19 protein-coding genes and 4 pseudogenes are annotated in these 26171 nt (G+C 63.6%); 12 read left to right on the top strand and 11 right to left on the bottom strand.

Annotated elements, in window-relative coordinates; all coding sequences use genetic code 11:
- Positions 1-176 precede the first annotated feature (176 nt).
- Positions 177-1118 (top strand): cation diffusion facilitator family transporter, encoded by a 942-nt coding sequence (locus tag PWF70_RS11275; RefSeq protein ID WP_127964025.1) that lies wholly within the window; start codon positions 177-179, stop codon positions 1116-1118.
- 99 nt (positions 1119-1217) lie between these two features.
- On the opposite strand, the gene PWF70_RS11270 is transcribed toward PWF70_RS11275, so the two are convergent.
- Both PWF70_RS11270 and PWF70_RS11265 read right to left on the bottom strand, forming a co-directional pair.
- Positions 1218-1790, bottom strand: coding sequence for a vitamin K epoxide reductase family protein (locus PWF70_RS11270; protein ID WP_268897811.1), 573 nt, complete (start codon positions 1788-1790; stop codon positions 1218-1220).
- Positions 1791-1855: 65 nt separating this feature from the next.
- Positions 1856-2500, bottom strand: coding sequence for a DsbA family protein (locus PWF70_RS11265; protein ID WP_412768067.1), 645 nt, complete (start codon positions 2498-2500; stop codon positions 1856-1858).
- A gap of 266 nt (positions 2501-2766) precedes the next feature.
- On the opposite strand from PWF70_RS11265, the gene lnt reads away from it, so the two are divergent.
- Positions 2767-4221, top strand: a complete 1455-nt coding sequence (gene lnt, locus PWF70_RS11260; protein ID WP_268897856.1) for an apolipoprotein N-acyltransferase — start codon at positions 2767-2769, stop codon at positions 4219-4221.
- 16 nt (positions 4222-4237) lie between these two features.
- Here the strand turns inward: lnt and PWF70_RS11255 are convergent, their stop codons facing one another.
- From PWF70_RS11255 to PWF70_RS11240, 4 genes are all read right to left on the bottom strand, one after another.
- Positions 4238-6427, bottom strand: a complete 2190-nt coding sequence (locus PWF70_RS11255) for a heavy metal translocating P-type ATPase (RefSeq protein ID WP_268897810.1) — start codon at positions 6425-6427, stop codon at positions 4238-4240.
- On the bottom strand, positions 6420-6836 hold the full coding sequence (locus tag PWF70_RS11250; RefSeq protein WP_268897809.1) for an ArsR/SmtB family transcription factor: 417 nt from the start codon (positions 6834-6836) through the stop codon (positions 6420-6422). Before PWF70_RS11250 ends, PWF70_RS11255 begins: the two co-directional genes overlap by 8 nt.
- Positions 6837-6958: 122 nt before the next feature.
- Positions 6959-8131 (bottom strand): L,D-transpeptidase, encoded by a 1173-nt coding sequence (locus PWF70_RS11245; RefSeq protein WP_286352962.1) that lies wholly within the window; start codon positions 8129-8131, stop codon positions 6959-6961.
- A gap of 283 nt (positions 8132-8414) precedes the next feature.
- Positions 8415-9005, bottom strand: coding sequence for a class I SAM-dependent methyltransferase (locus PWF70_RS11240; protein WP_331271843.1), 591 nt, complete (start codon positions 9003-9005; stop codon positions 8415-8417).
- 79 nt (positions 9006-9084) lie between these two features.
- On the opposite strand from PWF70_RS11240, the gene PWF70_RS11235 reads away from it, so the two are divergent.
- Positions 9085-9489 carry an ArsR/SmtB family transcription factor gene (locus PWF70_RS11235; RefSeq protein WP_035755537.1) on the top strand — a complete coding sequence of 135 codons (405 nt, stop codon included), beginning with the start codon at positions 9085-9087 and terminating at the stop codon, positions 9487-9489.
- Positions 9490-9539: 50 nt separating this feature from the next.
- Positions 9540-9983, top strand: a complete 444-nt coding sequence (gene lspA, locus PWF70_RS11230) for a signal peptidase II (RefSeq protein WP_051406003.1) — start codon at positions 9540-9542, stop codon at positions 9981-9983.
- A gap of 26 nt (positions 9984-10009) precedes the next feature.
- Here the strand turns inward: lspA and PWF70_RS11225 are convergent, their stop codons facing one another.
- Positions 10010-11254, bottom strand: coding sequence for an Nramp family divalent metal transporter (locus tag PWF70_RS11225; protein ID WP_035755541.1), 1245 nt, complete (start codon positions 11252-11254; stop codon positions 10010-10012).
- Between the two features lie 367 nt (positions 11255-11621).
- On the opposite strand from PWF70_RS11225, the gene PWF70_RS11220 reads away from it, so the two are divergent.
- Together PWF70_RS11220 and PWF70_RS11215 are read left to right on the top strand one after the other, a co-directional pair.
- A complete protein-coding gene (locus tag PWF70_RS11220) occupies positions 11622-13307 on the top strand; it encodes a cytochrome c biogenesis protein ResB (RefSeq protein ID WP_231381013.1) in 1686 nt (561 codons plus the stop codon).
- Positions 13308-13397: 90 nt separating this feature from the next.
- Complete coding sequence (locus PWF70_RS11215) at positions 13398-13712, top strand: DUF4229 domain-containing protein (RefSeq protein WP_051406004.1); 315 nt, start codon at positions 13398-13400, stop codon at positions 13710-13712.
- A 278-nt stretch (positions 13713-13990) separates the two neighbouring features.
- Here the strand turns inward: PWF70_RS11215 and PWF70_RS11210 are convergent, their stop codons facing one another.
- Positions 13991-14506, bottom strand: coding sequence for a M23 family metallopeptidase (locus PWF70_RS11210; RefSeq protein WP_373194821.1), 516 nt, complete (start codon positions 14504-14506; stop codon positions 13991-13993).
- A 1005-nt stretch (positions 14507-15511) separates the two neighbouring features.
- Here PWF70_RS11210 and PWF70_RS11205 point away from each other — a divergent pair.
- The 3 genes and pseudogenes from PWF70_RS11205 to PWF70_RS11190 all read left to right on the top strand — a co-directional run.
- Positions 15512-15808, top strand: a pseudogene (locus tag PWF70_RS11205) (transposase); the annotation flags it as partial.
- Positions 15809-16018: 210 nt separating this feature from the next.
- Positions 16019-17069 (top strand): annotated as a pseudogene (locus PWF70_RS24205) (IS110 family RNA-guided transposase).
- Between the two features lie 41 nt (positions 17070-17110).
- Complete coding sequence (locus PWF70_RS11190) at positions 17111-18073, top strand: IS3 family transposase (RefSeq protein WP_286352954.1); 963 nt, start codon at positions 17111-17113, stop codon at positions 18071-18073.
- Between the two features lie 31 nt (positions 18074-18104).
- Here the strand turns inward: PWF70_RS11190 and istA are convergent.
- Positions 18105-19076 (bottom strand): annotated as a pseudogene (istA, locus tag PWF70_RS11185) (IS21 family transposase); the annotation flags it as partial.
- Positions 19077-19127: 51 nt separating this feature from the next.
- On the opposite strand from istA, the pseudogene PWF70_RS11180 reads away from it, so the two are divergent.
- Positions 19128-20466, top strand: a pseudogene (locus PWF70_RS11180) (Mu transposase domain-containing protein).
- Complete coding sequence (gene istB, locus PWF70_RS11175) at positions 20463-21296, top strand: IS21-like element helper ATPase IstB (RefSeq protein WP_006902475.1); 834 nt, start codon at positions 20463-20465, stop codon at positions 21294-21296. The pseudogene PWF70_RS11180 and the gene istB overlap by 4 nt, the downstream one beginning before the upstream one ends.
- 198 nt (positions 21297-21494) lie before the next feature.
- Here the strand turns inward: istB and PWF70_RS11170 are convergent, their stop codons facing one another.
- Positions 21495-24587, bottom strand: coding sequence for an MMPL/RND family transporter (locus tag PWF70_RS11170; RefSeq protein WP_286352960.1), 3093 nt, complete (start codon positions 24585-24587; stop codon positions 21495-21497).
- An 82-nt stretch (positions 24588-24669) separates the two neighbouring features.
- Complete coding sequence (locus PWF70_RS11165) at positions 24670-25008, bottom strand: DUF4873 domain-containing protein (protein ID WP_058253891.1); 339 nt, start codon at positions 25006-25008, stop codon at positions 24670-24672.
- 133 nt (positions 25009-25141) lie between these two features.
- Between PWF70_RS11165 and PWF70_RS11160 the strand changes: the two genes are divergently transcribed.
- A complete protein-coding gene (locus tag PWF70_RS11160; RefSeq protein ID WP_286352959.1) occupies positions 25142-26110 on the top strand; it encodes an AurF N-oxygenase family protein in 969 nt (322 codons plus the stop codon).
- Positions 26111-26171: the final 61 nt, after the last annotated feature.

The raw sequence follows: 26171 nt of genomic DNA, 5'->3' as shown, positions 1-26171 counted from the left end.
CAGGTTTCCGGTCACCGCACCGTCACGAGACCCAATACCACCGGCACCACGCCGCCGACGTCGGGCCATCTCCGCCGGTTCCGTTCCGCCCCGGTCTGTCATATAGTCACATGCGCATGTATTGATATATGTGGACAGCGTAGCTATCTGGACGTGGATGAGAGGGAGTACGAAGCATGGGAGCCGGACACAATCACGGACCAACCGACCCCGCATCCAGCGACTCGTCGCTGCGTGTCCGACTGGCGATAGCGTTTGCTCTGACGGGGATCATTGTCGTGGCCCAGCTTGTCGGGTCGGTGATCACGGGGAGTCTGGCGCTGCTAACCGACACCGCGCACGCCGCGACAGATGCGATCGGGTTGGCCGTCGCGCTCGTCGCAGCAACCGTGATGCACCGCCCGGTCAGCAAAACCCGCACCTGGGGACTGCGGCGCATCGAGGTCATCGCCGCTCTGGGGCAGGCCTCGCTGCTGCTCGCTGTGGGCCTCTACGCTGCTGTCGAAGGCGTACGACGACTGTTCTCGCCACCCGAGGTGCCCTCGACCGAACTCCTGCTCTTCGGCGTCATCGGGCTCGTGGCGAACATCGTCGCCATGCTCGTGCTCGCCTCGGGACGCGGCGCCAACTTCAACATGCGAGCGGCGTTTCTGGAGGTCCTCAACGACGCACTGGGATCGCTGGGTGTGATCGTCGCCGCAATCGTCATCGCTACCACCGGTTTCCAACAAGCTGACGCGCTGGCCGGATTGTTCATCGCCGCGCTCATCGCACCCCGCGCCCTCAAACTCATGGCCGAGACGACGCGGGTACTGATGGAATTCACCCCGAAAGGGATCGATCTCGACGACGTCAGGGCCCACATCCTCGAGATGGACCGTGTGCACGACGTGCACGACCTTCACGCATCGACGGTGGCCACGGGCCTACCGATCATCAGCGCTCACATTGTGGTCGATGACGACTGCTTCCAGGACGGCCACGCCCCCACCATCTTGGATGACATCCGGACCTGCGTGGCGACCCACTTCGCCATCTCCTTCGAGCACTCCACCTTCCAGCTCGAGACCAGCGCCCAGCGCCACCACGAGGAAGCGTTAGCCACCCATCACCCGTGAGGGATCACATCGGCTTCACACCACACCTGCGGTCTGCGCGAGTGCGAGATCTCTGCTACACGAGTGTGCCGTCTCGGGCCGGGCGCTGCCGCGGAGGTGTCACATCAGCGTCGACCAGTACCACCAGAAACGGTGGGCGATCAGGGCGATCACTGCCAGCACCCACACCAGCGGTACCACGGTGTGCACCGTGAGGATCGCATCGAGGGCTCGGCGCGCTCTCCCGGGTGGGCAGAAATGGTCGGCATTGCGCAAGCTCACATACCAAAAGGCAACCACGACAACCACCCACACGGCCATGCAGTACGGACAGAGCGCGTTGATTCGGTACAGGCTCTGGAAGATCAGCCAATGGACGAACACCACAGCACCCGTCAACCCACTCTGCAGCCCGATCATGACCCAGGTGGGCGGCCGGCTCCCCATCAGGACCGCGACAGCAATCAACGCGGAGAAGCCGGCAATTCCGATCAGTGAGTTGGGAAACCCGAAGACGACCGCCTGGGGGGTGTCCATCACCGATCCGCAATTGACGATTGGGTTGATACTGCAGGTCGGTGTGTACGCCGGATCGGTTGCCAGTTCGAACTTTTCAACCGTCAGCGTGAACGCAGCGATGAGCCCGATACCTCCGCAGACCGCAAGGATCCACGCGAGCAGTCGCGGAGACACTGGAAATCGTGCAGCTGCCGCCGAGGGTGAGGATGGCGAGGCCTGGCGGAGTGGTGGTGGGACGGTCACTGGCGTATTGCGGATTCGAGCGCCGAACTCAGATCGTCATAGCTCTCGGGTTTGATGAGTTCGTCGTTGATGAAGAAGGTGGGTGTACCGCTGACACCCAGCGCTTTGCCGTCAGCAACATCGCGGTCGATGAGTTCGCGGGTGGCCTGCGAGTTGTAGTCGGCGGCGAATCGATCCATGTCCAGACCGAGCTCCTGGGCATAGGAGAAGAACAGATCATCCAGCGGTACCCGCTGCTCACCCCAGCTGCGTTGGGTGTCGAACATCTTGCGGTACATCGGTTCGAACTGGCCTTGCTCGGCCGCCGCAGCGACAGCCCGTGCTGCACGGTCAGCGTTGAAATGCCCGGGGAGCGGAAAGTAGCGGACCACGAAAGTGACCTGATCGCCATAGGTTTGGCGAAGCTGCTCCACCGCCGGGTACGCCGCCCCGCACCCCTCACATTCGAAGTCCAGGAATTCCACGAAGGTCGCCTTGGACTCGGTCGGAGTCGATAGTCGTGGGGAATCATCCCGTACCGTCATGCTCGCCTGAGCGTCGGCCTGTTCGCTGTCGCCGGCCCGGGACACCACGAACACCACTGTCAGCGCCAGGCAGAACACGAACACCACGGCGAGTGAGACCTTGACGGTGCGGCTCACCGAGGCACCCCCGACTCGAGTCGAACCTTGAGCGCTTGACCTGCCACGATGTTCACTCCCGTCGAACTACTACTACGTTAGCTAGTAGTTTACAGGCGCGCGGCCCCGGCTGGGCGCCCGCGGGCGGATCGATGCGCTCGACAAGAACTCGGTGAGGGGTGCGTTGCGCGGTGGTGAGTTCTTCGAATGCTCGGCGGGCCGGCTCGTCGTTGCCACCGGTGGTTCACCCTGTGCTGCGCAGCGCAGCTGCAGTCGGCGCCGGCGGCATGCTGTACGCGAGTTTTCCTCCGCGTCAGCTGTGGTTCCTCGCCCCGTTGGCTATCGCGGTTCTGGTGGTGACGCTGCGTGGGCGGTCGCTGTGGGCGGCAGCAGGTTACGGCTATCTCGCCGGACTGGGGTTTTTCCTGCCGCTGTTGCCGTGGGTCGGCACCTATGTGGGTGCGGTGCCCTGGGTGGTATTGGCAGCAGTCCAGGCGGTGGCGTTCGGGATCTTCGGGGCGTTGGCGGCAGCACTGGGCAGATGGCGCGGCGCGCCGGTGTGGTTGGCAGGCGCCTGGGTGGCAGTCGAAGCTGTTCGTTCCCGGATACCGTTCGGCGGTTTCCCCTGGGGCCGAATCGCATTCGGTCAACCGGACGGGTTGCTCCTGCCGTTGGCGGCGCTGGCCGGCGCGCCGGCGTTGTCGTTCGTTGTGGTGCTGCTCGGCACGGCCCTGGCCGCGATGGCGGGGGCTGTGGTCCGCCGGCAGCCTCAGACGTTGGCCGGGCCTGCCGCCACGGTTGCCGTGATTGGACTGCTGGTGTGGACGATGACGCCCGCGGGGGAAGGCGATGACGCGGGGGAGCGGTCGGTGACGGTGGCAGTGGTGCAGGGCAATGTGCCGCGGCTGGGGTTAGATTTCAATGCTCAGCGACGCGCAGTGCTCGACAACCATGTCCAACGCACCCTCGACCTGGCAGAGCAGGTCCGCTCCGGGCGGGTCGTGCGTCCCGATGTGGTGGTGTGGCCAGAGAACTCATCCGACATCGACCCGTTCGGTAACCGCGATGCTGCGGCGCAGATCGATCGTGCCGCGCGGGCGATCGGGGTGCCGATCCTGGTGGGAGCGGTGATCGCCGGGAACAACGGCACGTCCCGCAACACGTCGGTGGTGTGGAATCCGGAAACCGGTCCCGGTCAGGAGCACGACAAACGTCAGCTGGTGCCGTTCGGAGAGTACTTGCCGCTGCGGGAACTGATGACACAGCTGTCGTCCTACGCCAGCCGGGCCGGCAACTTCGTTCCTGGCACAGGCAATGGTGTCGTCGATCTTGCAGGTGTACCCGTGGCGGTAGCGACCTGCTACGAAGTCGCGTTCGACGATCTGGTGACCGAATCGGTGCGCGCCGGCGCGCAACTGATCGCCGTACCGACCAACAACGCGACGTTCGGGCGCACCGAGATGACCTACCAGCAACTCGCGATGTCGCGGGTGCGGGCAGTCGAACACGATCGGGCGGTGGTCATCGCAGCAACCAGTGGCGTGAGCGCGGTCATCGAACCTGACGGGACCGTTGCACAACGCACAGCACTGTTCACCCCCGACGTCCTCATCGCGCGGGTGCCGCTGAGGACAACGACGACCCTGGCGACGCGGATCGGAGCAGCAGGAGAAGGGATCTGTGCTGCCGCGGTCCTGGCGGCACTGGTTGTACGCACGTGGAGATCACGCCAACGCACCTGACGCGGCGTGGTTGTGCTCAGTGGCGTTCGCGATGAGGCGTTGGCGAGCTGCTCGATGCGTCATCGGCGTCATCCGACGGGCTCGAACAGCAGCTGCACCCTGGTTCTGTTGTGGCAGAACAACTCGTGCTGCTCGCCGCGCCGCGGACTCGTGGAGTCGGCAACAGCGGTACCGCGGGCACCGGCCGTGGCTGATCGGCGGTGGCTGATACCGGAGCGCAGCAGGCGTCGCCTGTGTCGTGGTAGGCCGCCGCCGAGATGTTGAGCTTGCCGGGGGTTACCCGGGGCACGGCAGCGGTGCCTGGCAGTGCTTTCGTCCGGGCGGCACGAATCGCGTTGGCGATCACCAGTACTTCTGCGAGTTCGTGGACGAAGACCACTGTGGCCAGGCCGAGGACGCCCGTGGCGGCCAGCGGAATCAGAACACCGATGATCGCTAGCGAGAATCCTATGTTCTGCAGCATGATTCGGCGTGCGCGCCGAGCGTGGGACAGCACTTGCGGGAGATGGCGGAGATCTTCGCCCATCAACGCCACATCGGCGGTTTCGATAGCGACGTCGGTACCCATCGCTCCCATCGCGATTCCGACATCGGCGGTGGCTATCGCTGGGGCGTCGTTGACGCCGTCGCCGACCATGGCGATCGCCCGCCCGCGCGCCAGCGTGGGCAGCAAGTCGGCTTTGTCTTCGGGGAGCAGTTCGGAATGGACGGTGCTGATTCCGGCCGCAGTGGCCAAGGCATGTGCGGTGCGGTCGTTGTCCCCGGTCAGCATGACCGAATCGACACCCAGCGCCGTCAACTGAGCGACCGTTTGAGCGGCCTCGGGGCGAAGCTCATCGCGGACCGCGATCGCGGCGACGACGGTGCCATCGCGTTCGATCAGCACGACGGTGGCACCGTCGCTCTGCAACCGGGTGACATCGCCGGCGAGCGCGCCAGGATCGAGCCATCCAGGTTTGCCCAGGCGCAGTTGCTGTCCGCGTATCTGGCCGGTGAGTCCGTGACCGGCGATCGCGGTGACGTCCTCGGCAGGTGCGCCCAGGGCCGGTGCGGCCGCGAGAATCGCGCTCGCCAGCGGGTGCTCGCTGCGTGCCTCGAGCGCGGCGGCATAGGACAACGCGTCTTCGCGGGTGATCTCGGGTGTGCTCACCACGGCGATGACCTCCGGAGTGCCGCGGGTCAAGGTGCCGGTCTTGTCCAGTGCGACGACGCGAACCCGTCCCAACTCCTCCAGGGCAGCACCGCCTTTGACCAGTGCGCCATGGCGGCTGGCGGCGCCGATCGCGGCGACCACCGTCAGCGGCACCGCGATCGCCAACGCACACGGGGACGCAGCAACGAGGACCACTAGGCCGCGTTCGAGCCACAGCAGGGGATCACCGAGTAGCGCACCGATACCTGCCACGAGCGCCGCGAGCACCATGATGGCCGGGACCAGGGGGCGGGCGATGCGGTCGGCGAGACGTTGGCCGGCGCCTTTGCGTTCCTGCGCTTGCTCGACGATGTGAACGATGCGGGCCAGGGAACTATCCGCGGCGCGGGCGCTCACGCGGACTTCGATCGCACCGCCACCGTTGATCGCGCCGGCGTGGAGCAAGTCACCCGGACCCGCCTCCACCGGAACAGATTCGCCGGTGATCGCCGACACGTCCACGCTGGTTGTGCCCGCTGTGATCGTTCCGTCGGTGGCCGCGCGCTCACCGGGACGCACCACCATCACATCGCCGATGATCAACTCATCCGGTGACACGGTGATCTCACGTCCCTCACGAATCACCGAGGCAGTGGGCGGAACCAGCGCGAGCAGTGCCCGCAGCCCGCGCCGGGTCTTGGTGACCGCGTAATGCTCGAGTCCTTCAGCGACCGAGAACAAGATTCCGAGTAGCGCAGCCTCGGGTATTTGACCCAGCGCCACAGCGCCTATCGCGGCGATCGTCATCAGCGTTCCGACACCGATGCGCCCGTGACGCAGCGACCTCAGCGTCGACGGCACAAACGTTGAGGCCGCAACGACAACCGCGACCAGTTCCACGACGATGCCCGCGGTCTCTGATAGAGAGCCACCGACGATCCAGCCGAGCGCGAGGAACGCTGCTGCGGCGGCGGCGAAACGCAGCTCGCGCACCTGCCACAACCGAACCGGGCCCTGATCGACCTCGGCGTCGAGGTCGGCGGAATCTGAAGGTCCGCAGCATGCGTCAGCCATGTGTTCGCCCCTGCATTGTGGACGCCGATGACGTCGTCGTGGCTGGTGTGGAGACACCTGTAATCGCTAGAACCGCTGTCACGAGAGCGTGGCCGGAGGGGGTCAACGCATACATCACCAACCGTCCGTGCCGGCGCCCGGTCACCAGGCCGGCACCCTTAAGTAGACGCAGATGGTGCGACACCAGGTTCTGCGCCAGGCCTACCACCCACGCGAGGTCGCAGACACATAATTCGTCGCCCGACAGCAACGCCGTCGCTACACGTAGCCGGGTGGGATCACCGAGTGCACGAGCTCCGGCGGCGGCACTGTCGACCGCGGTCACCTCGGGTAACGCAGTCCGGATAGTTTTTGCATGCGGCAGATCGAGACACAGCAGATCGCACGTGTCCACCGACTCCTCAGTCATATCAACATCCTTACATTCATTGATATGACGTATTGTAAGCATGCCGGTACGGATACCTCAACACCCGTTGATATGGCGAGTGGCGTAGCGTCGACACGCTCTCGAGCCAGGGGGCGGGGTGCTTAGGTGTCGGCGTTGCCCTTCTTCCACTGTGACCACGGAATGTTCCAGTCGCCGAGTCCATCGACTCCTGACAGTGTGTCGGCGTTGGTGTTCTTGACCGTGACGGGGTCACCGCGGAGAGTGTTTTTCACGAGCCATTCCGCGTCTGCGGGACTCAGGTTTGGGCAACCGTTGCTGACGTTGCTGTTGCCTTGGGCCGACATCGACCACGGTGCGCCGTGCATGTAGATGCCGCTGTAGGACATCTGCACCGCCCATTGAACGGGTGTGCGGTATCCCGCTGCGGACTCGACAGGCACTCCGTAGGTCGACGAGTCCATGATGATGTGCTCGACGCGATCTCCGATCATGTAGATGCCGCGGGGCGTCGGAGTGCTGTCTTTGCCGAACGAGGTCGGCATGGTGCGGATGACCTTGCCGTCTCGTTTGACGACGATTGTTTTGGTGTTGTCGTCGGCGACGATTTCCTGAGCTCTGCCAATGGTGAAGTCATAGGACAAGTTCTCGTCGCCGTAGAGCCCGTCGCCGAGGTTGACTCCGTAAATGTTGACGGCGACACTGACTTTGGTGCCCGGTGTCCAGAAGCGTTCGGGCCTCCACCGGACCTCGGAGTCGCTGATCCAATAGAACGCACCCTGCATCTGGGGGTCAGACGACACGGTGATCGCCGCCTGTGCCTTCTTTCGGTCGGGGATGGGATCGGCGAACCGCACGCCGATCGTGTGGGCGATCCCGACGGTTTCCTCGCCGAGGATGGCCGCGCTGGTCAACGATTCCGGCGAGGTCGTGGTGAAACGCTGCGAGACGACCGATCGACCGCCCACGCCCACGGCCTCGGCTTGAACCACGTATCGCTTCGAATACCCCAGGGGCTGGGTGCTTGTCCACGTTGAGCCGTCCTCGCTCAGGGAGCCCGCCAAGGGACGGCCGCTGGCTGTGGGAATACGGACGTTAGTCAACGCGCCGCGACTGGCCGTGACAACAATAGGAAGCCCAGGTTCGACAACCGCGTTGGGCGCAAGTCGCCCGCCACCTTCAGTGGCCACAGCGATGGAAGGTTGTGTGATGTCGGCGAAGCTGTCAACGGCCTGAATCTCATTGCTGAAGGCGGCACCTCCGGTCGAGCTGCACGAGGTCAACACCATCACCACCGCCGTCAGCGTTGCGAGCATCAGCAGTCGCGGAATACCGACTCGGACCGACCCGCGACATTCACGAGAGCCCGAGCACTGCGGCTGCCCACCGTGAGTCGATCGGCGATCACATAGCTCTTCGGTAGCTCGAGTCCCTCTTACGCGGCCCATCGATTGTCGAACCCTCCCACTCGGCGCTGGACTAGGTTTACTAACCACGATAGTAGTTGAAGGCTGTGCGCTCCTTTACCCACTGCACCGCGTGAGAGAAGGTTCGAAACGTCTCGTGGTGGGCGACCGCCGAGCCACCACATCGACCTCACTATTGCCGTGTGGCGACACCCAACAGGTAGTCGCCGCCGATGCGTGTTCGCCACCGCTCGCCGACGTCGAGACCGTGGCGGGACAACTCGTGCAGGAACTCACCGGCAGTGAACCGATCCTCGCTCGGATGGTCAAACAGCACTTGGTAGGTCGGCCGAGCAAGGGCGGTCGCGGTGACCTCGTCAAAGAAGAACCGCCCACCCGGTTTGAGTACGCGGGCCACCTCGTCCAAGGCTTCCCGCCAGTTCGGGATGTGGTGAATGATCGCGAAGTCGAAGACTGCGTCATAAGTACCGTTCTGCCCACCGCCGACGTCGTGAAATGCTGAACGCAGGTCCGTTGCGCTACCTCGGGCGAGGTGTGCCCTGCCGGTGTGTCGGCGTAGGCGGTGGCGAGCGCGAGAAATCATCGCCGGATCGAGGTCTACCGCGTCGACGCGCGCGGCGCCGAACTCGTCGAGGATCAGCCGGGTGCCGTAACCCGACCCGCACCCCAGCTCAGCAACGCGCGCTCCCGGGGTCCGTCCGCCCAACGCAGTCAAGACACGCGCCTCGTAGCGCTGCAGCCACCGCCGGGGCGGCGAGTTCACCAGGACAGTCTCCATGCGGTTCATCAACATTGTTGACCACCCTCCCTCATCATCGGCGGAGACCGCTTATTATCGTCTGGTGACGATCAATAGCATGGATGGGTGTCGCACGTCGAGAGCCGGAACGAATGTGGACGCGGCGGTGGCGTTGTTTCACAGCCTGTCCGATAGCACCCGATTGGCGATTGTGCGTCGTCTTGCCGGTGGGGAGGTCAGGGTCGCCGACCTGGTAGGGGAGTTGGGTTTGGCGCAGTCGACAGTGTCGGCGCATGTGGCATGCCTTCGCGACTGCGGGCTAGTTGAGGGACGCCCACAGGGTAGGCAGGTGTTCTACCGCCTCACTCGGCCCGAGTTGATGGACCTGCTGGCCTCGGCGGAGACCCTGCTGGCGGCCACCGGTAGCGCGGTAGCGCTGTGCCCGAACTATGCCGGCGACGCCGCCGCAGCGTCAGCGAGTTCTACCCCGGCTGGAGCCTTGACGTGACCGACGCGCCGCCGGCAGTGACGAAAACACTCCACCCCCGAGGCGTTCTCATGGCCCTGGTTGTCGTGGTGACGTTCGTCGGGCTGGCAGTCAACTCCTTCGTTGTCAGCCGACTCACCGAGGGCAGTGCGGCCGATCTGGGAGTGCTCCAGTTGCGGTTAGCGTTCAACCCCGGTGTTGCATTCAGCCTCGGTGATCAGCTGCCCAGCTGGGCCATACTCGCCGTGGCCGGGTTCATCACCCTCGCACTGGCCGGCTACGCAGTGCACGTCGCACCCGACGCGGGGGTCGCCGGTCGGATCGGATTTGCCGCGGTCCTCGGCGGCGCACTCACCAACCTGATCGACCGCGCCGCCGACGGTGTCGTCACCGACTACTTCCATACCGGCTGGTTCCCCACGTTCAACCTCGCGGACACATTCATCACCATCGGCGTCGTCCTGATCGTGCTAGATGTGTTGCGGCAAGAATGGTCAGCTTCGCGCGACGCCTAGGGGATCGAACCGTCGCGCGAACTCGCTTAACCGGTGACCGTCAGGTAAATCAAGGCGACGTTGAGCACGATGATGACCGCTGCAGTAAGCCAGGCCAGCGAAGTGGTGAGTCGATTGTTCACATCCTCGCCCATCAGCATCCTGTCGCTGGTGAAACGCACTAACGGAACCAGTGCGAAGGGAATGCCGAAGGACAGAACGACCTGCGAGACGATCAGAGCTCGGCTGGGATCAATTCCGATGGCCAACACTGTGATGGCAGGTATCAGGGTGATCAGGCGTCGGAGTATGAGCGGGATCCTGCGCTGCAACAGCCCGTCCATGATCATCGCGCCGGCGTACGCCCCGACCGAGGTTGATGCCAGCCCCGAGGCAAGAAGCCCCAGCGCGAACAGCAACGCCACCACTTGCCCCAAGGTGTCGGCGACCGCCGCATGCGCTCCGTCGATCGAATCGACCCCTTCACGGCCACGCAAAGTGGTTGCTGCCACCAGCAGCATGGACAGGTTGACCGCGCCCGCCAGCAGCATCGCCAGACCGACATCGATCTTCGTCACACGCAACAGCCGCGACCGGACCGGCCCCTCCGGTTGATGGCCGTGTCGATCCCGCACCAAACCTGAATGCAGATACACCGCGTGAGGCATCACCGTCGCACCCAACATGGCGGCCGCGATCAGCACGCTTTCCGTGCCATCGAACCGCGGCAAGAGGCCCCCCACGACAGCCCCGGGGGGAGGTGGTGCCACGACGGTGCTTGTCAGAAAACCGATGGCAATAACAGCCAGCAAGCCAATGATCACCCGCTCGAACGGTTGCTGCCCTCTGCGGTCTTGGACAAGAAGTAAGACCATCGACACCGAACCTGTGATGACGCCACCGATGAGCAACGGCAGGTCGAAGAGCAGATTCAGCGCGATAGCTCCGCCCACCACTTCGGCGAGATCGGTTGCCATAGCGACAATCTCAGCCTGCACCCAGTAGGAGAGCCTGGCGGTCCGCGACGCGCGCAGACGCACCGTCTCCGGCAATGACCTGCCCGTGACCACCCCCAGCTTGGCAGAAAGGAACTGCACCAACCCCGCCATCACGTTCGCAACCACGATCACCCACACGAGGAGGTAGCCGAACTGGGCGCCGGCGCTGATATTGGACGCGACATTGCCGGGATCAACGTAGGCGATGGCCGCGACGAAGGCCGGACCAAGCAGTAGCGACCCCGACCGAGCTCGCGCGAGCCGCGGACGAGCCGAAGCCATGACCTCTCGCATTGCCGCCCCTCAATAGCAAATTTCGGTCTACCGAATAAAACTATTCGATACACCGTAGTTGATGGGGCGGCACATGACGAGACCCGAGGAACTTGGGTGGTGTCGACGGCTCGTAAGTGCGAGCGCGCCGCAGCGGGGCGCATCACCGCTTGTCATCTGCGTACCGAAATACTACGCTACGTAGTATTTCGGTGTGGGCAGGAAGAGCAGGTGAGACCCGGATGGCGATGCGGGCGAGGAAATCCCGGCGGCCGATGGTGCTGGGAGTCGACTGGCAGACAGCTGCGGATCACGTCGCCGACCGCGCACTTCGTTCTCTCGCGAGTGATGACGACTTCCAGGGTGCGGCGTTACCCATACGACGACGATGATGCACACCGGCAGCATCGAAGCGCCGACGCCGCGACGACCACGCCGCCGGCTTAGCCCCCTACTCAGATTGTGGCGTTCGCTGACGTCGATGAAAACAGCACTCATGCTGCTGTTCCTGTTGGCCGCGGCGGCAATCCCGGGCGCTCTGCTGCCGCAGCGCCCACTCAACGAACAGAAAACAACCCAGTACATTGCCGACCGCGGCGCCCTCGGCACGTGGATGGACAGACTGCAGCTCTTCGACGTCTTCGCCAGCTCGTGGTTCACCGCGATCTATGTCCTGCTGTTCGTGTCGCTTGTGGGATGCCTCACTCCCCGCATCCTCGAGCATCTGCGCGCGGTGCGAGCCCGTCCAGTTCCCGCGCCGCGCAACCTCACCCGCCTGCCGCGGCATTTCGAGGACACCGTAGAAGGAACACCCGAAGAGGTTGCTGCCCTCATCAACGCCAACCTCCGGGGCTGGCGCCGAGCCACCACCACACGACCAGCGACTACGCACCGACCCACCGCAGCCGTAGAGATCTCGGCAGAAAAGGGTTACCTCCGCGAGTGGGGCAACCTCGTGTTCCACTTCGCTCTAATCGCCTTGCTGATATCGATCGCGGCCGACAAACTCTACGGCTACGAAGGCACCCGTAGTCTCGTCGCCGATGGCACACAAGGGTTGTGCAACACCTCGACCGCGGTTTATGACTCATTCCGCGCAGGCAGCCTCGTCGATGGCACCGATCTCTCACCATTCTGTGTCCGCGTCGAGGGCTTCGATGCCCGGTTCCTGCCGAGCGGTCAGCCCGACATGTACGAAGCCGACGTCACCTACACCGGGGACGTGCGACAGTCCGATCCCGATACGTGGAGCACTGCACGCGTCCGAGTGAACGAACCGCTGCGAGTAGCTGGCGACCGCGTCTATGTCCTCGGCAACGGCTTCGCACCGACGTTCACTGTGACGTTCCCCAACGGTGAGCAACGCACTCAGACAGTGCTGTTCATTCCCGACAACTTGCAGACGATGCTGTCCTCCGGCGCGGCCCGTTTCGATACCCCAGCCGGCCTCTACCCCGACGCAGACGAACGTCGCAATCGACAGATCGCGATCGAGGGCCTATTCGCGCCCACCGCAGCATTCCAAGGAACCCTGCTCACCTCATCGTTTCCCGTGCCGAATGATCCGTATGTGGCGATCAGGATCTACCAAGGCGACACCGGACTGGATACCGGTCGCCCGCAGAATGCGTACTCCTTGAACCGGGCGCTCATCGAGCAGGGTCGGCTCCAGCAGCGGGCACAGGTCAATCTCAGCCCGGGACAGACTCACACCATCGCCGATGGCACCGTGGTGCGCTTTGACGGGTATGAACGCTTCGTGTCCATGCAGGTATCACACGGGCCGGCACAGAACTGGGTTCTGTTGTCGGCGACCGTGATGCTGGCTGGGTTACTTGTATCTCTACTTGTCCGGCGTCGCCGAATCTGGGTGCGGCTAGTGCCCGTCGGAGTCGACGGCCAACGACGCACCGCAGTAACAATCGCAGGTCTGGCCCGCACCGATCAGGCCGGGTGGGGCGAAGACTTCGACCAGCAGGCGCGGCGATGGCTGACCCAGCCAGGGCCGAAAAAACGCCGACCACGGCGCACATCAGCCATGAGATCTCACATCCGTACAGATCTCATCTCATGAACCGCCCCCGCTGCAGGACGCGGCACCGAACCAACTGTCACGTCACAATCCATCCCGATCGCATTCACGCCACACGGAGGCCCATAGACCATGCGCAGAAACACTTCTCACGGCGCCACCACCACGCCGGCCTCTTCGGCCAGATCTCTCATCGCCATCGCGCTGCTGTACAACATCGCGCGCCTAGCGCTCGCTGCGGTGCTATGTGGACTGATCCTATTGGTCGCCTACCTGATTGACGTGGACGTCCCGTTCTTCGTAGCCGTCGTGCTCGCCGTGATTCTCAGTAGTCCAGTCTCGATGATCGTCCTCAAACCCCTACGAAGTCGTATCAATCACCGGGCCGAGGCAATGGACTCCCGCCGAGCGGCCAAAAAGGGACTCGCCAGACCGGACGCGACATGAGTTGGTACCAGACCAGAAAACATAATCAGCCAAGCCCGACTGTCCTGCCGAACATGCAGTGCAGTCTGCCGGATCGGTGAAACCAACGCAGATCACCCTCGATGAACCACAACCACCCGCACGCCGTTCCTCTCAATCGATCGGGGGTAGGCGCCCAACTGTGTGGCCGCCGAACCGACTACTGCGCCCGAGGAATTGGGCGTACCCAGTCCCGCCTCTAGCTCGCGACACCTGTGCGGGACCACTCGTCGTCACACCTCCCGCGCCGATACGGCGGGTCATCCAACGACGTAGACCCCCCGGGTTCTCAGCCACTGTGCAGGATCGAGTTTGGGTCCGTCTTGCTGCCAGACCTCGTAGTGCAGGTGCGGGCCGGTGGAGTAGCCGCGGTTTCCTACCGTTGCGATCTGCTCGCCGGCCAAGACTCGCTGCCCGACGCTCACCAGTGTCTCGTTGATGTGCCCGTACACGCCGATCGTGCCGTCGTCTTGCAGCACTCGTATCCACAGCCCGAAGCCATCAGCCGGACCGGATTCGATGATCTGCCCGTCGCTGGTCGAGACCACCGGTGTGCCAATCGAGTTGGCGATATCGAGGCCATAATGCGTGGTACTCCATCGCGCTCCGTAACTTGAGGTCACGGTGCCGTAGGTCGGTGCCGCCGACCGCGGCCGTTGTGGCACCGGGGGTTCAGACGGCCGCGCGCGATCTGGCTGTGCCAGTTCTCGCATAACCGAGGTCAGCTCATCGCGTGACGATGCCCGTGCCGACGTGCGGCTTCGCTGTTCGGCCACCGATCCGACGGTTACAGATCGTGGGGCTGCTGCGGACTGGACGTCGACGGGCACGCCAGCCTGAGTCAGGGGAGTGACCGTCAGGTCGTGTCGATCGGCGAGCGCAGTGGCCGCAGTCCCGCCGGCAGCGCATAGAACCACCGCGGCCAGGAGTGATCCACCCAACCCGGCCGCAGCCGCCGACCGAGTTGAGGTGCCCGAGACCTCCTCGCCGTCAAGCACCTCGAGAAAGCCTGACTGAGCTTGCTCGCTGGACTGAGGTTCAACGACACACAACGCCCGCTCCCACGGTGCGGTAGGCGCTGCCGAAGGATGCCTGCCGAGGTCGAGCGGGCGCTGTGAGCGACGCGGCCCGAAAACTCGATGGCCAGGCCCGGCTTGGCGGGGCAAGGCAGTACGCGAGCGCGCAGTGTATGGACGGCCACTGCGTGGTGGGTATGACGGCGACGCCTCGGGCGCCGTCGTCGATCGCGCACGCGGCGAGTAGGAGGGCACTGGGGCGCCCGAGAAGATGGGCCGCCGCGTGAACCCGGCCGACACCTCGGGTGGGACAGGCATTCGGTGTCGCCCGGCCGCATGCACGATGCGTGAATGCTCGAGCCCCGGGAGTCCGGGGGTGAGGCTCGCCGATGCGTCGCGCCGGAACGCAGGGATGCCAGCGGAGGGTGGGCTGGGATCAGCTTTGCGATGCCGTGCCAAGGGGAGTCCTTCAGTCCAAAGCGTCAGTCCGGATGGAAACAGTTCGATATCGAACGAGCCACAGCCAGGTTACTACTATCCAGGTTAGTTTCTCCGCGTTGGCCCCAGGATCACCCCGTACGCGCTGCGCAGCTCCGGTGGTGCGCCCGGTTGACCAGCAATATCGTCGTGGCCGACGACGGGTTGGCGTCATGCGTGCACGAGTTCTCGCCTGGGCTGCTGCGTCGGCAACGAAGCCGTCCGGCTCTCGTAACGGTCACCATTGAATCGCCCCGGGGTTGTCGGAGGCTTTCGAACCTGTGAAGGATGGAGAGCATGGCAGCACCACGGAAGTACAGCGCTGAGCTGAAGGAGCGGGCGACGCGGATGGCGGTGGAAGCCCGCAAGGACCCGGCCAAGCGGCCGGGAGCGCTCAAACGGATCGGCGATCAACTTGGTGTGCACCCGGAGGCGCTGCGCACCTGGGTCAAGCAGGCCGAGATCGATGGCGGTGTTCGACCGGGTACCACGACCAGCGAGGCTGAGCGGATCGCGCAGCTGGAGCGCGAGAACCGTGAGCTGCGGCGGGCGAACACGATCTTGAAGCAGGCATCGGCTTTCTTTGCGTCAATGCCATCCTGAGTAGGCCCGGCGGGATTCGCTCGTTTCTTTGCTGCCCCAGCTTCTGTTGGTGGCTTATCCCGATGTGCGGTCCTGCCGGGTCCCGGACGGTCGTCCGCGTGGCTTGATAGAAGCGTGCCGCTGGTGCCCGATTGAGGCGTGCCCAACGACGACTGCCGGTACCTCGTTCACCCCATCGATCGGAGTCCTCAGTTGATCGTTATCGGAGTCGACGCCCACAAGTCCACTCATACCTTTGTCGCAGTCGACGAGGTCGGACGCAAGCTCGCAGAGCTGACCGCAAAGGCCACTACCGACGGGCACTTGTCCGCCATCGAGTGGGCCACACAATGGCCTCAGCTCCAGTTCGCGCTCGAAGACTGCCGCCACGTCACCCGCCGATTGGAGGCCGATCTGCTCAATCGCGGGCATGCTGTGGTCCGGGTCAAGACCCAACTAATGGCTTTACACCGACGCAGCGCCCGCGAGCCGGGCAAGTCCGATCCGATCGACGCACACGCCGTCGCGATGGCTGCACTGCGCGAGCCGAACCTGCCGATCGCACGTTTGGACGGCCCCGCCCGGGAAGTCAAACTGCTCAGCGATCACCGGCACGATTTGGTTTGCGAGAGAACAAAACTCATCAGCAGGCTACGCTGGCACCTGCACGAGCTCGACCCCGAACTTCACGTCCCTCTCCGAGGGATCCGGCATTACCGTGTGATGGACGAGCCTCGCCGACCGGCTTACGCATTTCACCGGCGTGGTTGCCCAGATCGCTGGAGAACTCCTCAGCCGATGCCGGCAGATGACCCGCCAGATCAACGACCTCGAACGCCAGATCCGCGACCGCGTCCGGGTTCTGGCTCCGTCGTTGCTCGCAATTCCAGGCTGTGGGGTTCTTTCCGCGGCGGTCATCATCGGTGAGACTGCCGGAGCGCACCGCTTCCACTCCAAAGACGCCTACGCAAAGTTCAACGGTACGGCCCCGATCCCGGTGTGGTCGGCGCAGGAGCGGGTGCGTCTCAATCGCGGTGGCAACCGTACAGTCAACGCCGCCTTGCACGCCATCGCCATCACACAGGTCGCACGCGGCGGCCTCGGCAAAGCCTATGTGGCCAAACTGCAGGCTGCGGGCAAGACCCGACGCGAGGCGCTACGACTGCTTCGTCGCCGTATCTCCGATCGCGTGTTCCAGGTCCTGCGTGCCGATGAATCCGAACTCGGGAATACCGCAAAAGGACCGTTCGCGGTGGCGGCTTGACATAGAAGCATCGCGGAGATCGACCGCCCACAGCGCTGATCGTGGAGTTCGTCGCCGCTTTCCGCGACGAACACGGAGTCGATCCGATCTGCGCGGCCCTGAGAGATACGGCCGCCCAGATCGCTCCGTCCACGGTGCGAGCTCATTTGAGTTCTCGACGAGTCGAAGCGCCTCGGGTGGTCCGTGACCGCGAGATCCTCGGCGAGATCCGCACAGTGCATGCCGACAATCTCGGTGTTTACGGTGCCCGCAAAGTTCATGCCGAACTACGCAGGAAGGGTCTCGGCGTGGCCCGATGCACCGTCGAACGGTTGATGAAAGCTGATGGGCTGCAGGGGATAACGCGATTGAAGACGCGGAAGACCACGCGTAGCGAGGGGGCCGAAACTCCGCGGCCGGCAGATCGTGTGGAACGGCAGTTCACCGCGGCGGCGCCCAACGCGCTGTGGGTGGCCGACCTGACCTACATCCGCACTCACTCGGGGTGGGTGTATGCCGCGTTCATCCTCGATGTCTTCTCGAGGATGATCGTGGGCTGGCAGGTCTCGACCACCATGCACACCGACCTCGCGCTCGACGCCTTGAATATGGGGTTGTGGGCGCGGTCGCGTGCCGGCCAGGACGTGGCCGGGCTGATTCACCACTCCGACCGCGGAGTGCAGTATCGAGCCATCCGTTACACCGAACGTCTCGCCGAGGCCGATGCGGTGACTTCGGTTGGCTCCAAGGGCGATTCGTACGACAATGCGATGGCCGAGGCGTTCAACTCGCTGTTCAAAGCCGAATGCATCCGCAACCCAGTCATGCGCCCTCGAGGCGGCTGGGGCGGTGTCGGCGAGGTCGAGATCGCCGTCGCCGAGTACATCGATTGGTTCAATCACCGCCGTCTGCACGGCGAGATCGGACACGTCCCACCCGTCGAGTACGAGGCCGCCTACTGGTCGACCCACATGGTCACCAGCTACCGTGAGAACCCGGTCCCTGCAACCGCTGGAACCAACTAACCGAGCCTCCAGCAAACCCGGGGCGATTCACGTACCGGATACACGAGAGGCGATCGACCTTACGGGTGACCGGCGGTGGACCGACTTGGGCCCGCAGAGATGGCAACTTCGACAGCACTTCTCGTTCCACATCGAGTTGCTCAGCAGGCACGCACAGTGTGTCGCTGTGGCGGCGGGTGTTGACCTCGACACACCAGTCCCGCGCGGCCCGGTTCGCTGCGTGCACATCCAGCTGCACGTCGTCACGACCTGCGGCGATCTTGGCTTCGGTCCACAACGGTTGCGCCAGATCCGACTGCGCGTACCCGCACAGGTTTTCCACGATCCCTTTCGATTCCGGATCGGCGCCGTGACAGAAGTCCGGGGCGAACCCGTAGTGGGTGGCAAACCGCACATACGTGGGGGTCGGTACGACGACGTTGGCGACGACCCCACCTTTGAGGCAGCCCATCCGATCAGCGAGTACCTTGTTGGGTACTCCACCGATCTCTTCCAACGCCTCGGCGATGAATCCGAGTGTGGTGGTGGATGTTTCGTTGGTGGCGAACCGAACGAACCGCCAGCGTGAGAACGCCAACACCGCGCAGAACATGTGTAGCCCGCCGATCACGGCCCAATCGATGACCAGGTAGTCACCCGGAGCCCACACTGCCGGGCGACGCCCACGATGATGGTCACGGCGCCACTGTGTTTTCTCCTGAGCGACGAGACGACGGAAGTTGCGGGCCGAGCCTGCATAACCCGCCGCTCGCGCTACTGATAGCAGACGTTTCGCGGTGATCCGGCCGCGCGACCGCTCGACTCGCTCAGCGACCAGCTCGGCAACGGTGTCGTAGTTGCGGGCCCGTACCATGCGATCTGGTGGTTGATCGTCGGCCTCGAACCGGTCGACCACACGCTTGACGGTCTTGTGGGTGGTGCCGCACACCTCGGCGGCGGCGCGATAGCTTCCGAGTTCTCGGTAAGCAGAAATGATGTCCATACGGTCCTTCGCAGACTTCAATGGAACTCCCAGGCGGTGACAGTGATCGGTTGGCACCTTCACCGTCATCGCCTGGGCCCTCAGTTCCGGGTCGACACGACGAACACAGGGTGGGGACTTTTATCTGGCCACCAGCGGGGACCTCGACCTGGCCACCAGTGGGGACTTTCTCATGGCCATGGACAGGGGCAGCGTAAGAAGCCGGATGAGGATCCGTTCGAACCGTTCGTCGTGTACGTGACCGCACGCCTGGCCGAGGATCCGCATTTGTGGGCGCGCACGCTGTGCGATGAACTCGAGGAGCTCGGTTACAGCCAGTCGTATCAAACCCTTGACTCGTCAGATCCGGGCTCGTGGTCTGCGCCCGACGTGTGAGCAGTGCGCCTCCGCCATCCACCGACCGAACGCGGTAATCGAGCACCCGCCGGGTGAAGAGACACAATGGGATTGGCTGGAACTACCCAATCCGCCGACCTGCTGGGGGTGGGGATCGACGGCGTACTTGTTCGTCGGATCGTTGGCGCACTCCGGGCGCTAGCGCGGCTATCTGGCACCGAATATGACCCGCCCACACGTGGTCGCCGGCCTCGATCGCATCACCCGCCGACTCGGTGGGGTGACGAAGGTGTGGCGGTTCGACCGGATGGCCACGGTCTGCCATCCGGCCAGCGGCGCGCTGACCTCGGAGTTCGCCGCAGTGGCCAAGCATTACGGTGTTGCGGTGGCGATCTGCCCACCACGACGAGGTAACCGCAAAGGTGTCGTCGAATCAGCCAATCGTGTTGCTGCTCAACGGTGGTGGCGCACCGTGGGCGATGACATCACTGTCGAACAGGCCCAAGCGAGTCTGGACAAGTTCTGTCGTACCCGCTCGGATGTGCGAATGCGCCGCACCCGTGATGGCCGCTACAACGTCGCCACCATCGCCCAACGCGAACCACTGTCTCCAGCACCGGCCACGCCGTTTCCGGCGTTGGTGAGCGAAGCCAGGACGGCGTCTCGTCAAGCGCTCGTCGCCTGGCGTGGAAACCAGTACTCGGTGCCCCCGGAGTTGGCGATGGCTGAGGTGACGGTGACCGAACGCCTCGGCGCGGGCCATATCGACATCGCCACCACCTCGGGGATCGTGATCGCCCGCCACCGCCTCGCCGCACCCGGAACCGGCGCCCAGATACGCGACCACGGCCATGTTGTCGCCCTCGACCAAGCAGCCATGGCTGCTGCGGTCACCGGCGGCAGGCCGCACCGCCGCAAGGAACGCATCCCACCCGGGCAACACGCTCGCGAGGCCGCAGAACGACTGCGCCACAACACAACAACGACAGCAAACCCATCGGTTGATGCCGGACCATCGGTCATCGATATGAGCGTCTACGAACGCGCCGCACAGAACAGGACCCAACTGCCATGACCACCCACACCACCATGCCCGAGCCGCAGAGTCAGGCGGCGGTCTCGACCTATCAGAAGTTGCGGGGCCACCTCGCCGTACTCAAACTCGACGCGGCCGCCGAAGCGTTGCCCTCGGTACTGCAGACCGCTGGCGACGAAGAGTGGTCGATGACCCAGATGCTCGAACATCTCCTAGAGATCGAGGTCTGCGCGACCGAAGCCCGCCGCCTGGCCGGCCGGTTGCGGTTCGCGTGCCTACCGACCCCGGCCACCCTCGACGGCTTCGACTACGACGCCGCACCCGGCGTGGACCGCCACCTCATCCGGGAACTGGGCACCTGCGCCTACCTGGAATCAGCGACCAACGTGCTGCTCATCGGACCGCCCGGCACCGGCAAAACCCACCTCGCAGTCGGACTCGCGCGCGCCGCGGTACACGTCGGCTACCGCACCTACGTGACCACCGCCGCCGATCTGGCTGCCCGCTGCCACAAAGCGGCCATCGAGGGCCGGTGGGCCACCTGCATGCGGTTCTTCGCCGGGCCCACCCTGCTGGTGATCGATGAACTCGGATACCTTCCACTACCCGCCGAGGCTGCGTCGGCACTGTTTCAGGTTGTGGCGCAACACTATTTGAAAACAAGCATCGTGATCACCACCAACAGATCCGTAGCTGAATGGGGTGAAGTCCTCGGCGATACCACCGTCGCCGCGGCTATGCTCGACCGGCTGCTGCACCGCTCGGTCGTGCTCAAACTCGACGGAGACTCCTACCGCCTACGCGACCACCACGCCCGCTCCCAGAACCAGCGCACCGCGACCACACCGACCCGGCGAACGCTAGAGTAGAAGCCGCCTCCGGGTGGGGAATTTCAATGAGCACACCTGGGGAAGATCGATGAGCCTTGTCACACTAGCATTGAGTACCAACACAACTCGTCTATCGCCGGCGAGTGTGCCGCGACATGTACTACCTCGCTCCTAATCTGTTGGGGCAACACCGGGACCGGTTGCCCCAACAGATAGTGGTCGGGATGGTCGGGATGTTCAGGGACCGACGCAAGTCAGATCCCCAGGGGTCCGCCCGCGCGTCGTCTTCTGTGATGGTCCCGGGGCGTGCGGGGAACGGTCGATGTGACCCGGCCACCAGCTCGCATTGCCCAGCAACACGGCCAATGCCGGGACTACTAAGGTCCGCACCAGGAACGTGTCGAGAAGCAGACCGACACCGATGATGAACCCGATCTGCACCATCACATCGATGGAACCGACCATCAGTCCGAACATGCTGGCAGCGAAGATCAACCCGGCCGAGGTGATCACTGACCCGGTGTAGGCGACTGTACGCATTACGCCAACCCGCACGCTCGCCCTCGTCTCCTCTCTCAGTCGTGAGACCAGCAACATGTTGTAGTCAGCGCCCACCGCCACCAAAACAATGAATGACACCAGTGGAGCTGGCCAGGCAATCCCGGCACCGAACATATGTTGGAGTACAAGCACACCGATACCGAGCGCCGCCATGTAGTTCAAGACGACGGTTGCAAGAAGGTACACCGGCGCAACGACGGCCCGCAGCAGCAGCATCAGAATCAGACCCACGATGAGAAGGGTGGCAATGCCAAGCAGTTTGAAATCGTGCGACAACAGCCGCTGGACGTCGGCGTTGATCGCAGGAAAGCCCGCGACCGAAGCGCGTCCGCCCTCCAGCGTGGTGTTCGGCATTGCGTTCTCGGCGACGCTGGACAGCTCGTTCGCGAGCTTCATTGCCTCGGCAGAGTATGGGTCGTAGGCGGTCTGTATCGCATAGCGCACGGTTTTCCCGTCGGGCGAGATGAACTGTCGAGCGACCTGACTGAACTGCTGGTCCTTGAACGCATCCGCGGGGAGATAGAAGCCGGTTGCCGAATCAGAATCGCCGACCTCGCGGGCAGGAGCCCGAAGCTGTGCGGCGACCTGTGCCAGTCCACCGAGTAACTGAAGGTTGCTGTCCACCAAAGCCCCGACTCCATTCGACAACTGACGTGCGCCGTCGGCGAGAACGCCGACGCCGGACTCGAGTTGCGACACCCTGTTCCCGAGGTTCTGCCCACCGATCGTCTGTAGTGCAGAATCCAGCGTTTGAAAAGAACGCTGAAGCTGTGCCATGTCGGTAGAGCCTGGCGCACTCACGCGGCCGAGCTGCGCGGTAAAGTCAGCCACCCTCGCGAGCGACTGATCATCCGCGAGTGCCCGGATGTCGGCCGTCTGCGCGCGCAGTGCCGAGCACTCCGCGATCTGCTGACACCACGGAGCGTCCAATGCGGACAATGCCGGCGCGATCGCATCTGCCGCAGACTGGGCCCGACGGGCGAGTTGAGACAGCTCGGGCGCTTGCTGGGAGAACTGTCGAAGCGTTGGGGCGGCGCTCGCGAGTTGGTTCACCAACGGCCGGTACTGATCGAGTTGTGGGCCAAAGGACGACACCTCGTCGAGCAACCCCGACAGCGGAGCGAGATTGGAGGAGATCTGCTCTTCTAGCTGTGCCAGGCCTCCGGCTAGCTGCTCTGATCCGGTCTTAAGGACGGCCAGATCACCCTTGCGGGCCTGTACATCTCCGGTCTCCTCGGTGATCTTGGTACCGATCTGATCGTTCTGCCAAGACAATTGCGCCTGCTGTAGCTTCTCACCGGTTGGCCGCGTCACGCCAATGACCCTGGTCACGCCGGGAATCTGCGCGACGCGGGATGCCAACTGGTCGAGGTCGGCAAGGCCTTGAGCCGTGCGCATGTCGTTCTCGGACTCCACCACCAAGAATTCCGAGATAATGATGTCTTTCGGGAAGTGGCGGTTGAGCAGCGCGTAGCCTTCGTTGCTCCCTGTGTCAGTTGGCTGCCCCTCGCGATCGTCGTAGGTGATCTGAATTGTTGCGGCTACCAGGGCGAGGCCGATCAACGCGACCACACTGATCGCGAGCAGAGGTACCGGCCGCCGGATAACCATGACTCCGACTCTTCTCCAGTAATCCCGCGTCAGGTCACGGCGGGGAAGGCCGGCACCTCTTTTGGCGGCGAAGGAGAGCACGGGGGGCAACAATGTAACCGTTGCCAAGAATGCGAATGCTATGGCGATTGCGCAGGCCGGACCCAAAGTGTTGAACGCACTGAGCTTGGCGAAGGCCATAGCCAGGAAGGCTAGGGCCACAGTGCCCGCCGATGCGAGAACCACGCGGCCGATAGTTGCATTCGCGTGGGCAATAGCGGCATCAGGAGAGTTGCCTGCTCGAATACCCTCATGATAGCGGCTGATGAGGAACACCGAATAGTCAACTCCGGCACCGAAGACGATGACGGTCATGAACATCGAGGTGAACTGGGATACCGGCATGCCCAGCTCGCCTAGTCCAGATAGAACTCCGCGACCCACGGCCAAACTCATGCCCACGACAAGCAGCGGCATCAGCGCGGTGAACACCGAACGGTAGACGACGAGGAGGATCACGGCGATCAGCAGCACGGTGGCGACAGTGATCAGGACCAGATCCGACTCGCCCACGGCGAGTTGGTCGCTAAAGGTCGCGGGTGGGCCTGTCACACGGACTCTCGTCTCAGTGTCGCGAAAGATTCTCTCCGCGGTGTCGCGTACCGCTGCGACCGCCTCCGCGGTATCGGGTCCCCCGAGTGTGCCGGTCACTCCCACGGGCAGATACCAGGCTTGCTTGTCTTTGCTGAGAGCCTGACTCGCAGTGAGGGGATCGCTCAGCAGGTCTCGGACGGCGATGACGTGCTTGTCGTCCGCCCGCAGGGTGTCGACAAGCACGTGGTATCGATCGCGGGTGTTGTCGGACAGGCCTGCACTGTTCTCCATCACTACGAATACTGTGGTCTTGGCGCCGCGCTCGTCGAAAGCGGCGCCCATACGGTCCAAGGTCTGAAAAGACGGGACTCCGGCCGGGATCGGATCCACAGATTGTTCCCGTATCACTGACTCCAGTTGAGGAAAGAGAAGGCCTAAGCCGATGGCGGCGCCGAGCCAGACCAGCGTCACAATCCCTTTGCGGCGGAGGGTAAACCATGCAACCCGCTCAAGGGTCGGACTGTATTCGCCGAGTTTCTCGCCCCCTCTCGACGGGCGGGTTCGAATGGGAGACGAACTCACCATGTGCAATTTCCTCTCGACCTGAAGTGGGCGACCCAATCGTGCGCACCCGTTATGCGAACGTCCGTGCGGCGGTGGATGGTTGTCAATTGTGGTGGTGCTCGGCCATGTCTTCGACCTCCTCGAGAGTGGTGGGCAGGTGGTATGGGGGGGTGCTCTTACCTGAGATGCGGTATCGGCCCCAGAAGTCGGGATCCCCGACGACACACTCCGCTCGGCCCTCGGGGGTCGTAAATACAGCGATCGCGCGGGCGCCCTTCAGGAGCTCGTCGAGCTCATCATTCTTCTGAATCCGGCCATACCAGGTGTAGAGGCCGTTCAGCGGCTGGAAATAGCCTTTGATCTTCGCTTCGACATGGATCTCCGTCCCGCGGCACACCAGGGTCCCTTCGCCGGAGTAGTCGAGGTCATGGTCGTCAGACATGCAGCCCTACCTTCTTCGCATTGAGCGTTGACAAATATCGAGGTACGTGGATACTAGCAGTATCAGATACTGTGAGTAATGGGTACTGGGCCCCAGGCCCCGACTCCCAGCCGTGAACGACCGAGGAGACGACATGACCGTGCAGGATATCCAGATCAAGCCCGACTTTTCGAGGGAGGGCATGGCTCGGGTGGACGGGCGCAAGCCCGTCGACATGGAACGATCTGCAGGTCGTCTGTTGCGGTCTTCCGCGGAGAAGTTCTACGACGCGGAGATCGACATCGACTGGGAGTCGCCCTGGGAGGAAGGCAAGTACTTTCTGCCAGAGCACCGGGTGTCGCTATACGGCACCAAACTGTGGAACAAGATGACCGAGGAGCAGCGTCGCGAGCTGGGACGCCACGAGATCGTGAGCATCCTCAGTTTCGGCATCTACGCGGAGAACCTCTTGAGTTCGGCGCTCCTGCGCATGTCGGCAAAGGGGGCCCTAACCGATCAGAAGTCCCTATACGCGCTAACAGAAATCGGCGATGAGTCCCGCCATTCCACTATGTTCGCGCGCCTCATTAACAAAACAGGCGTGCCCCCTTACAAGCTCCCTAAGGGCTTCTTGAGCTTCGCAAAGATCCTGCATTTCGTCCCGCTCGGACCGTCGGTGTCCGGAGCCACGCTGCTGATCGAGGAAATCCTGGACCGCGCCCAGCGCGAGGCGATGAACGACCCCAGTATGCAGCCTCAGCTTCGCCAGCTCATGAAGATCCATGTCCTCGAGGAAGCCCGTCACATTACCTTTGCGCGACTGGAGATGATCGAAGGCATGCAGCGTCGACGTAAGGCGACGCGCGCTTGGCACCGAGGGGTGCTTGCCGTCATCGCGAACCTGGCGTACCCGCTGCTCATTAATCCGAAAGTGTACCCCGCAGTGGGAATTAGCCGCTGGCGTGGCGTATGGGCACAACAAACCAGCCCAAACTATCGGACCAACCTGCAGTTCATGTCGGAGCCCATGATTCGGTTCTTCCATGAGGCGGGAATGCTGGAAGGCAAGTTCACAATGGCCATGTGGCGCGCGACGCGGAGCCTTCCCGACGATCTCCGCTGATCTCCGTTCACGCGGCCGAGCCGTCACGGTCGACATCAGTTAGACCTGTGCGGAGCATTCT

The sequence above is a fragment of the Gordonia sp. Swx-4 genome, from assembly GCF_030316175.1.
Taxonomy (GTDB): domain Bacteria; phylum Actinomycetota; class Actinomycetes; order Mycobacteriales; family Mycobacteriaceae; genus Gordonia; species Gordonia alkanivorans.
The sequence above is the reverse complement of the archived record's forward strand: the minus strand, read 5'-3'. Positions and strand labels throughout refer to the sequence as shown.

What these genes read in the sequence shown, in the direction of transcription:
- PWF70_RS11275 (WP_127964025.1), top strand. Translation starts at nt 177, where the DNA reads ATGGGAGCCGGACACAATCACGGACCAACCGACCCCGCATCCAGCGAC.
- lnt (WP_268897856.1), top strand. Translation starts at nt 2,767, where the DNA reads ATGCTGTACGCGAGTTTTCCTCCGCGTCAGCTGTGGTTCCTCGCCCCG.
- PWF70_RS11255 (WP_268897810.1), bottom strand. Translation starts at nt 6,427, where the DNA reads ATGGCTGACGCATGCTGCGGACCTTCAGATTCCGCCGACCTCGACGCC.
- PWF70_RS11250 (WP_268897809.1), bottom strand. Translation starts at nt 6,836, where the DNA reads ATGACTGAGGAGTCGGTGGACACGTGCGATCTGCTGTGTCTCGATCTG.
- PWF70_RS11245 (WP_286352962.1), bottom strand. Translation starts at nt 8,131, where the DNA reads ATGCTCGCAACGCTGACGGCGGTGGTGATGGTGTTGACCTCGTGCAGC.
- lspA (WP_051406003.1), top strand. Translation starts at nt 9,540, where the DNA reads ATGGCCCTGGTTGTCGTGGTGACGTTCGTCGGGCTGGCAGTCAACTCC.
- PWF70_RS11225 (WP_035755541.1), bottom strand. Translation starts at nt 11,254, where the DNA reads ATGCGAGAGGTCATGGCTTCGGCTCGTCCGCGGCTCGCGCGAGCTCGG.
- PWF70_RS11220 (WP_231381013.1), top strand. Translation starts at nt 11,622, where the DNA reads ATGATGCACACCGGCAGCATCGAAGCGCCGACGCCGCGACGACCACGC.
- PWF70_RS11215 (WP_051406004.1), top strand. Translation starts at nt 13,398, where the DNA reads ATGCGCAGAAACACTTCTCACGGCGCCACCACCACGCCGGCCTCTTCG.
- istB (WP_006902475.1), top strand. Translation starts at nt 20,463, where the DNA reads ATGACCACCCACACCACCATGCCCGAGCCGCAGAGTCAGGCGGCGGTC.
- PWF70_RS11170 (WP_286352960.1), bottom strand. Translation starts at nt 24,587, where the DNA reads ATGGTGAGTTCGTCTCCCATTCGAACCCGCCCGTCGAGAGGGGGCGAG.
- PWF70_RS11165 (WP_058253891.1), bottom strand. Translation starts at nt 25,008, where the DNA reads ATGTCTGACGACCATGACCTCGACTACTCCGGCGAAGGGACCCTGGTG.
- PWF70_RS11160 (WP_286352959.1), top strand. Translation starts at nt 25,142, where the DNA reads ATGACCGTGCAGGATATCCAGATCAAGCCCGACTTTTCGAGGGAGGGC.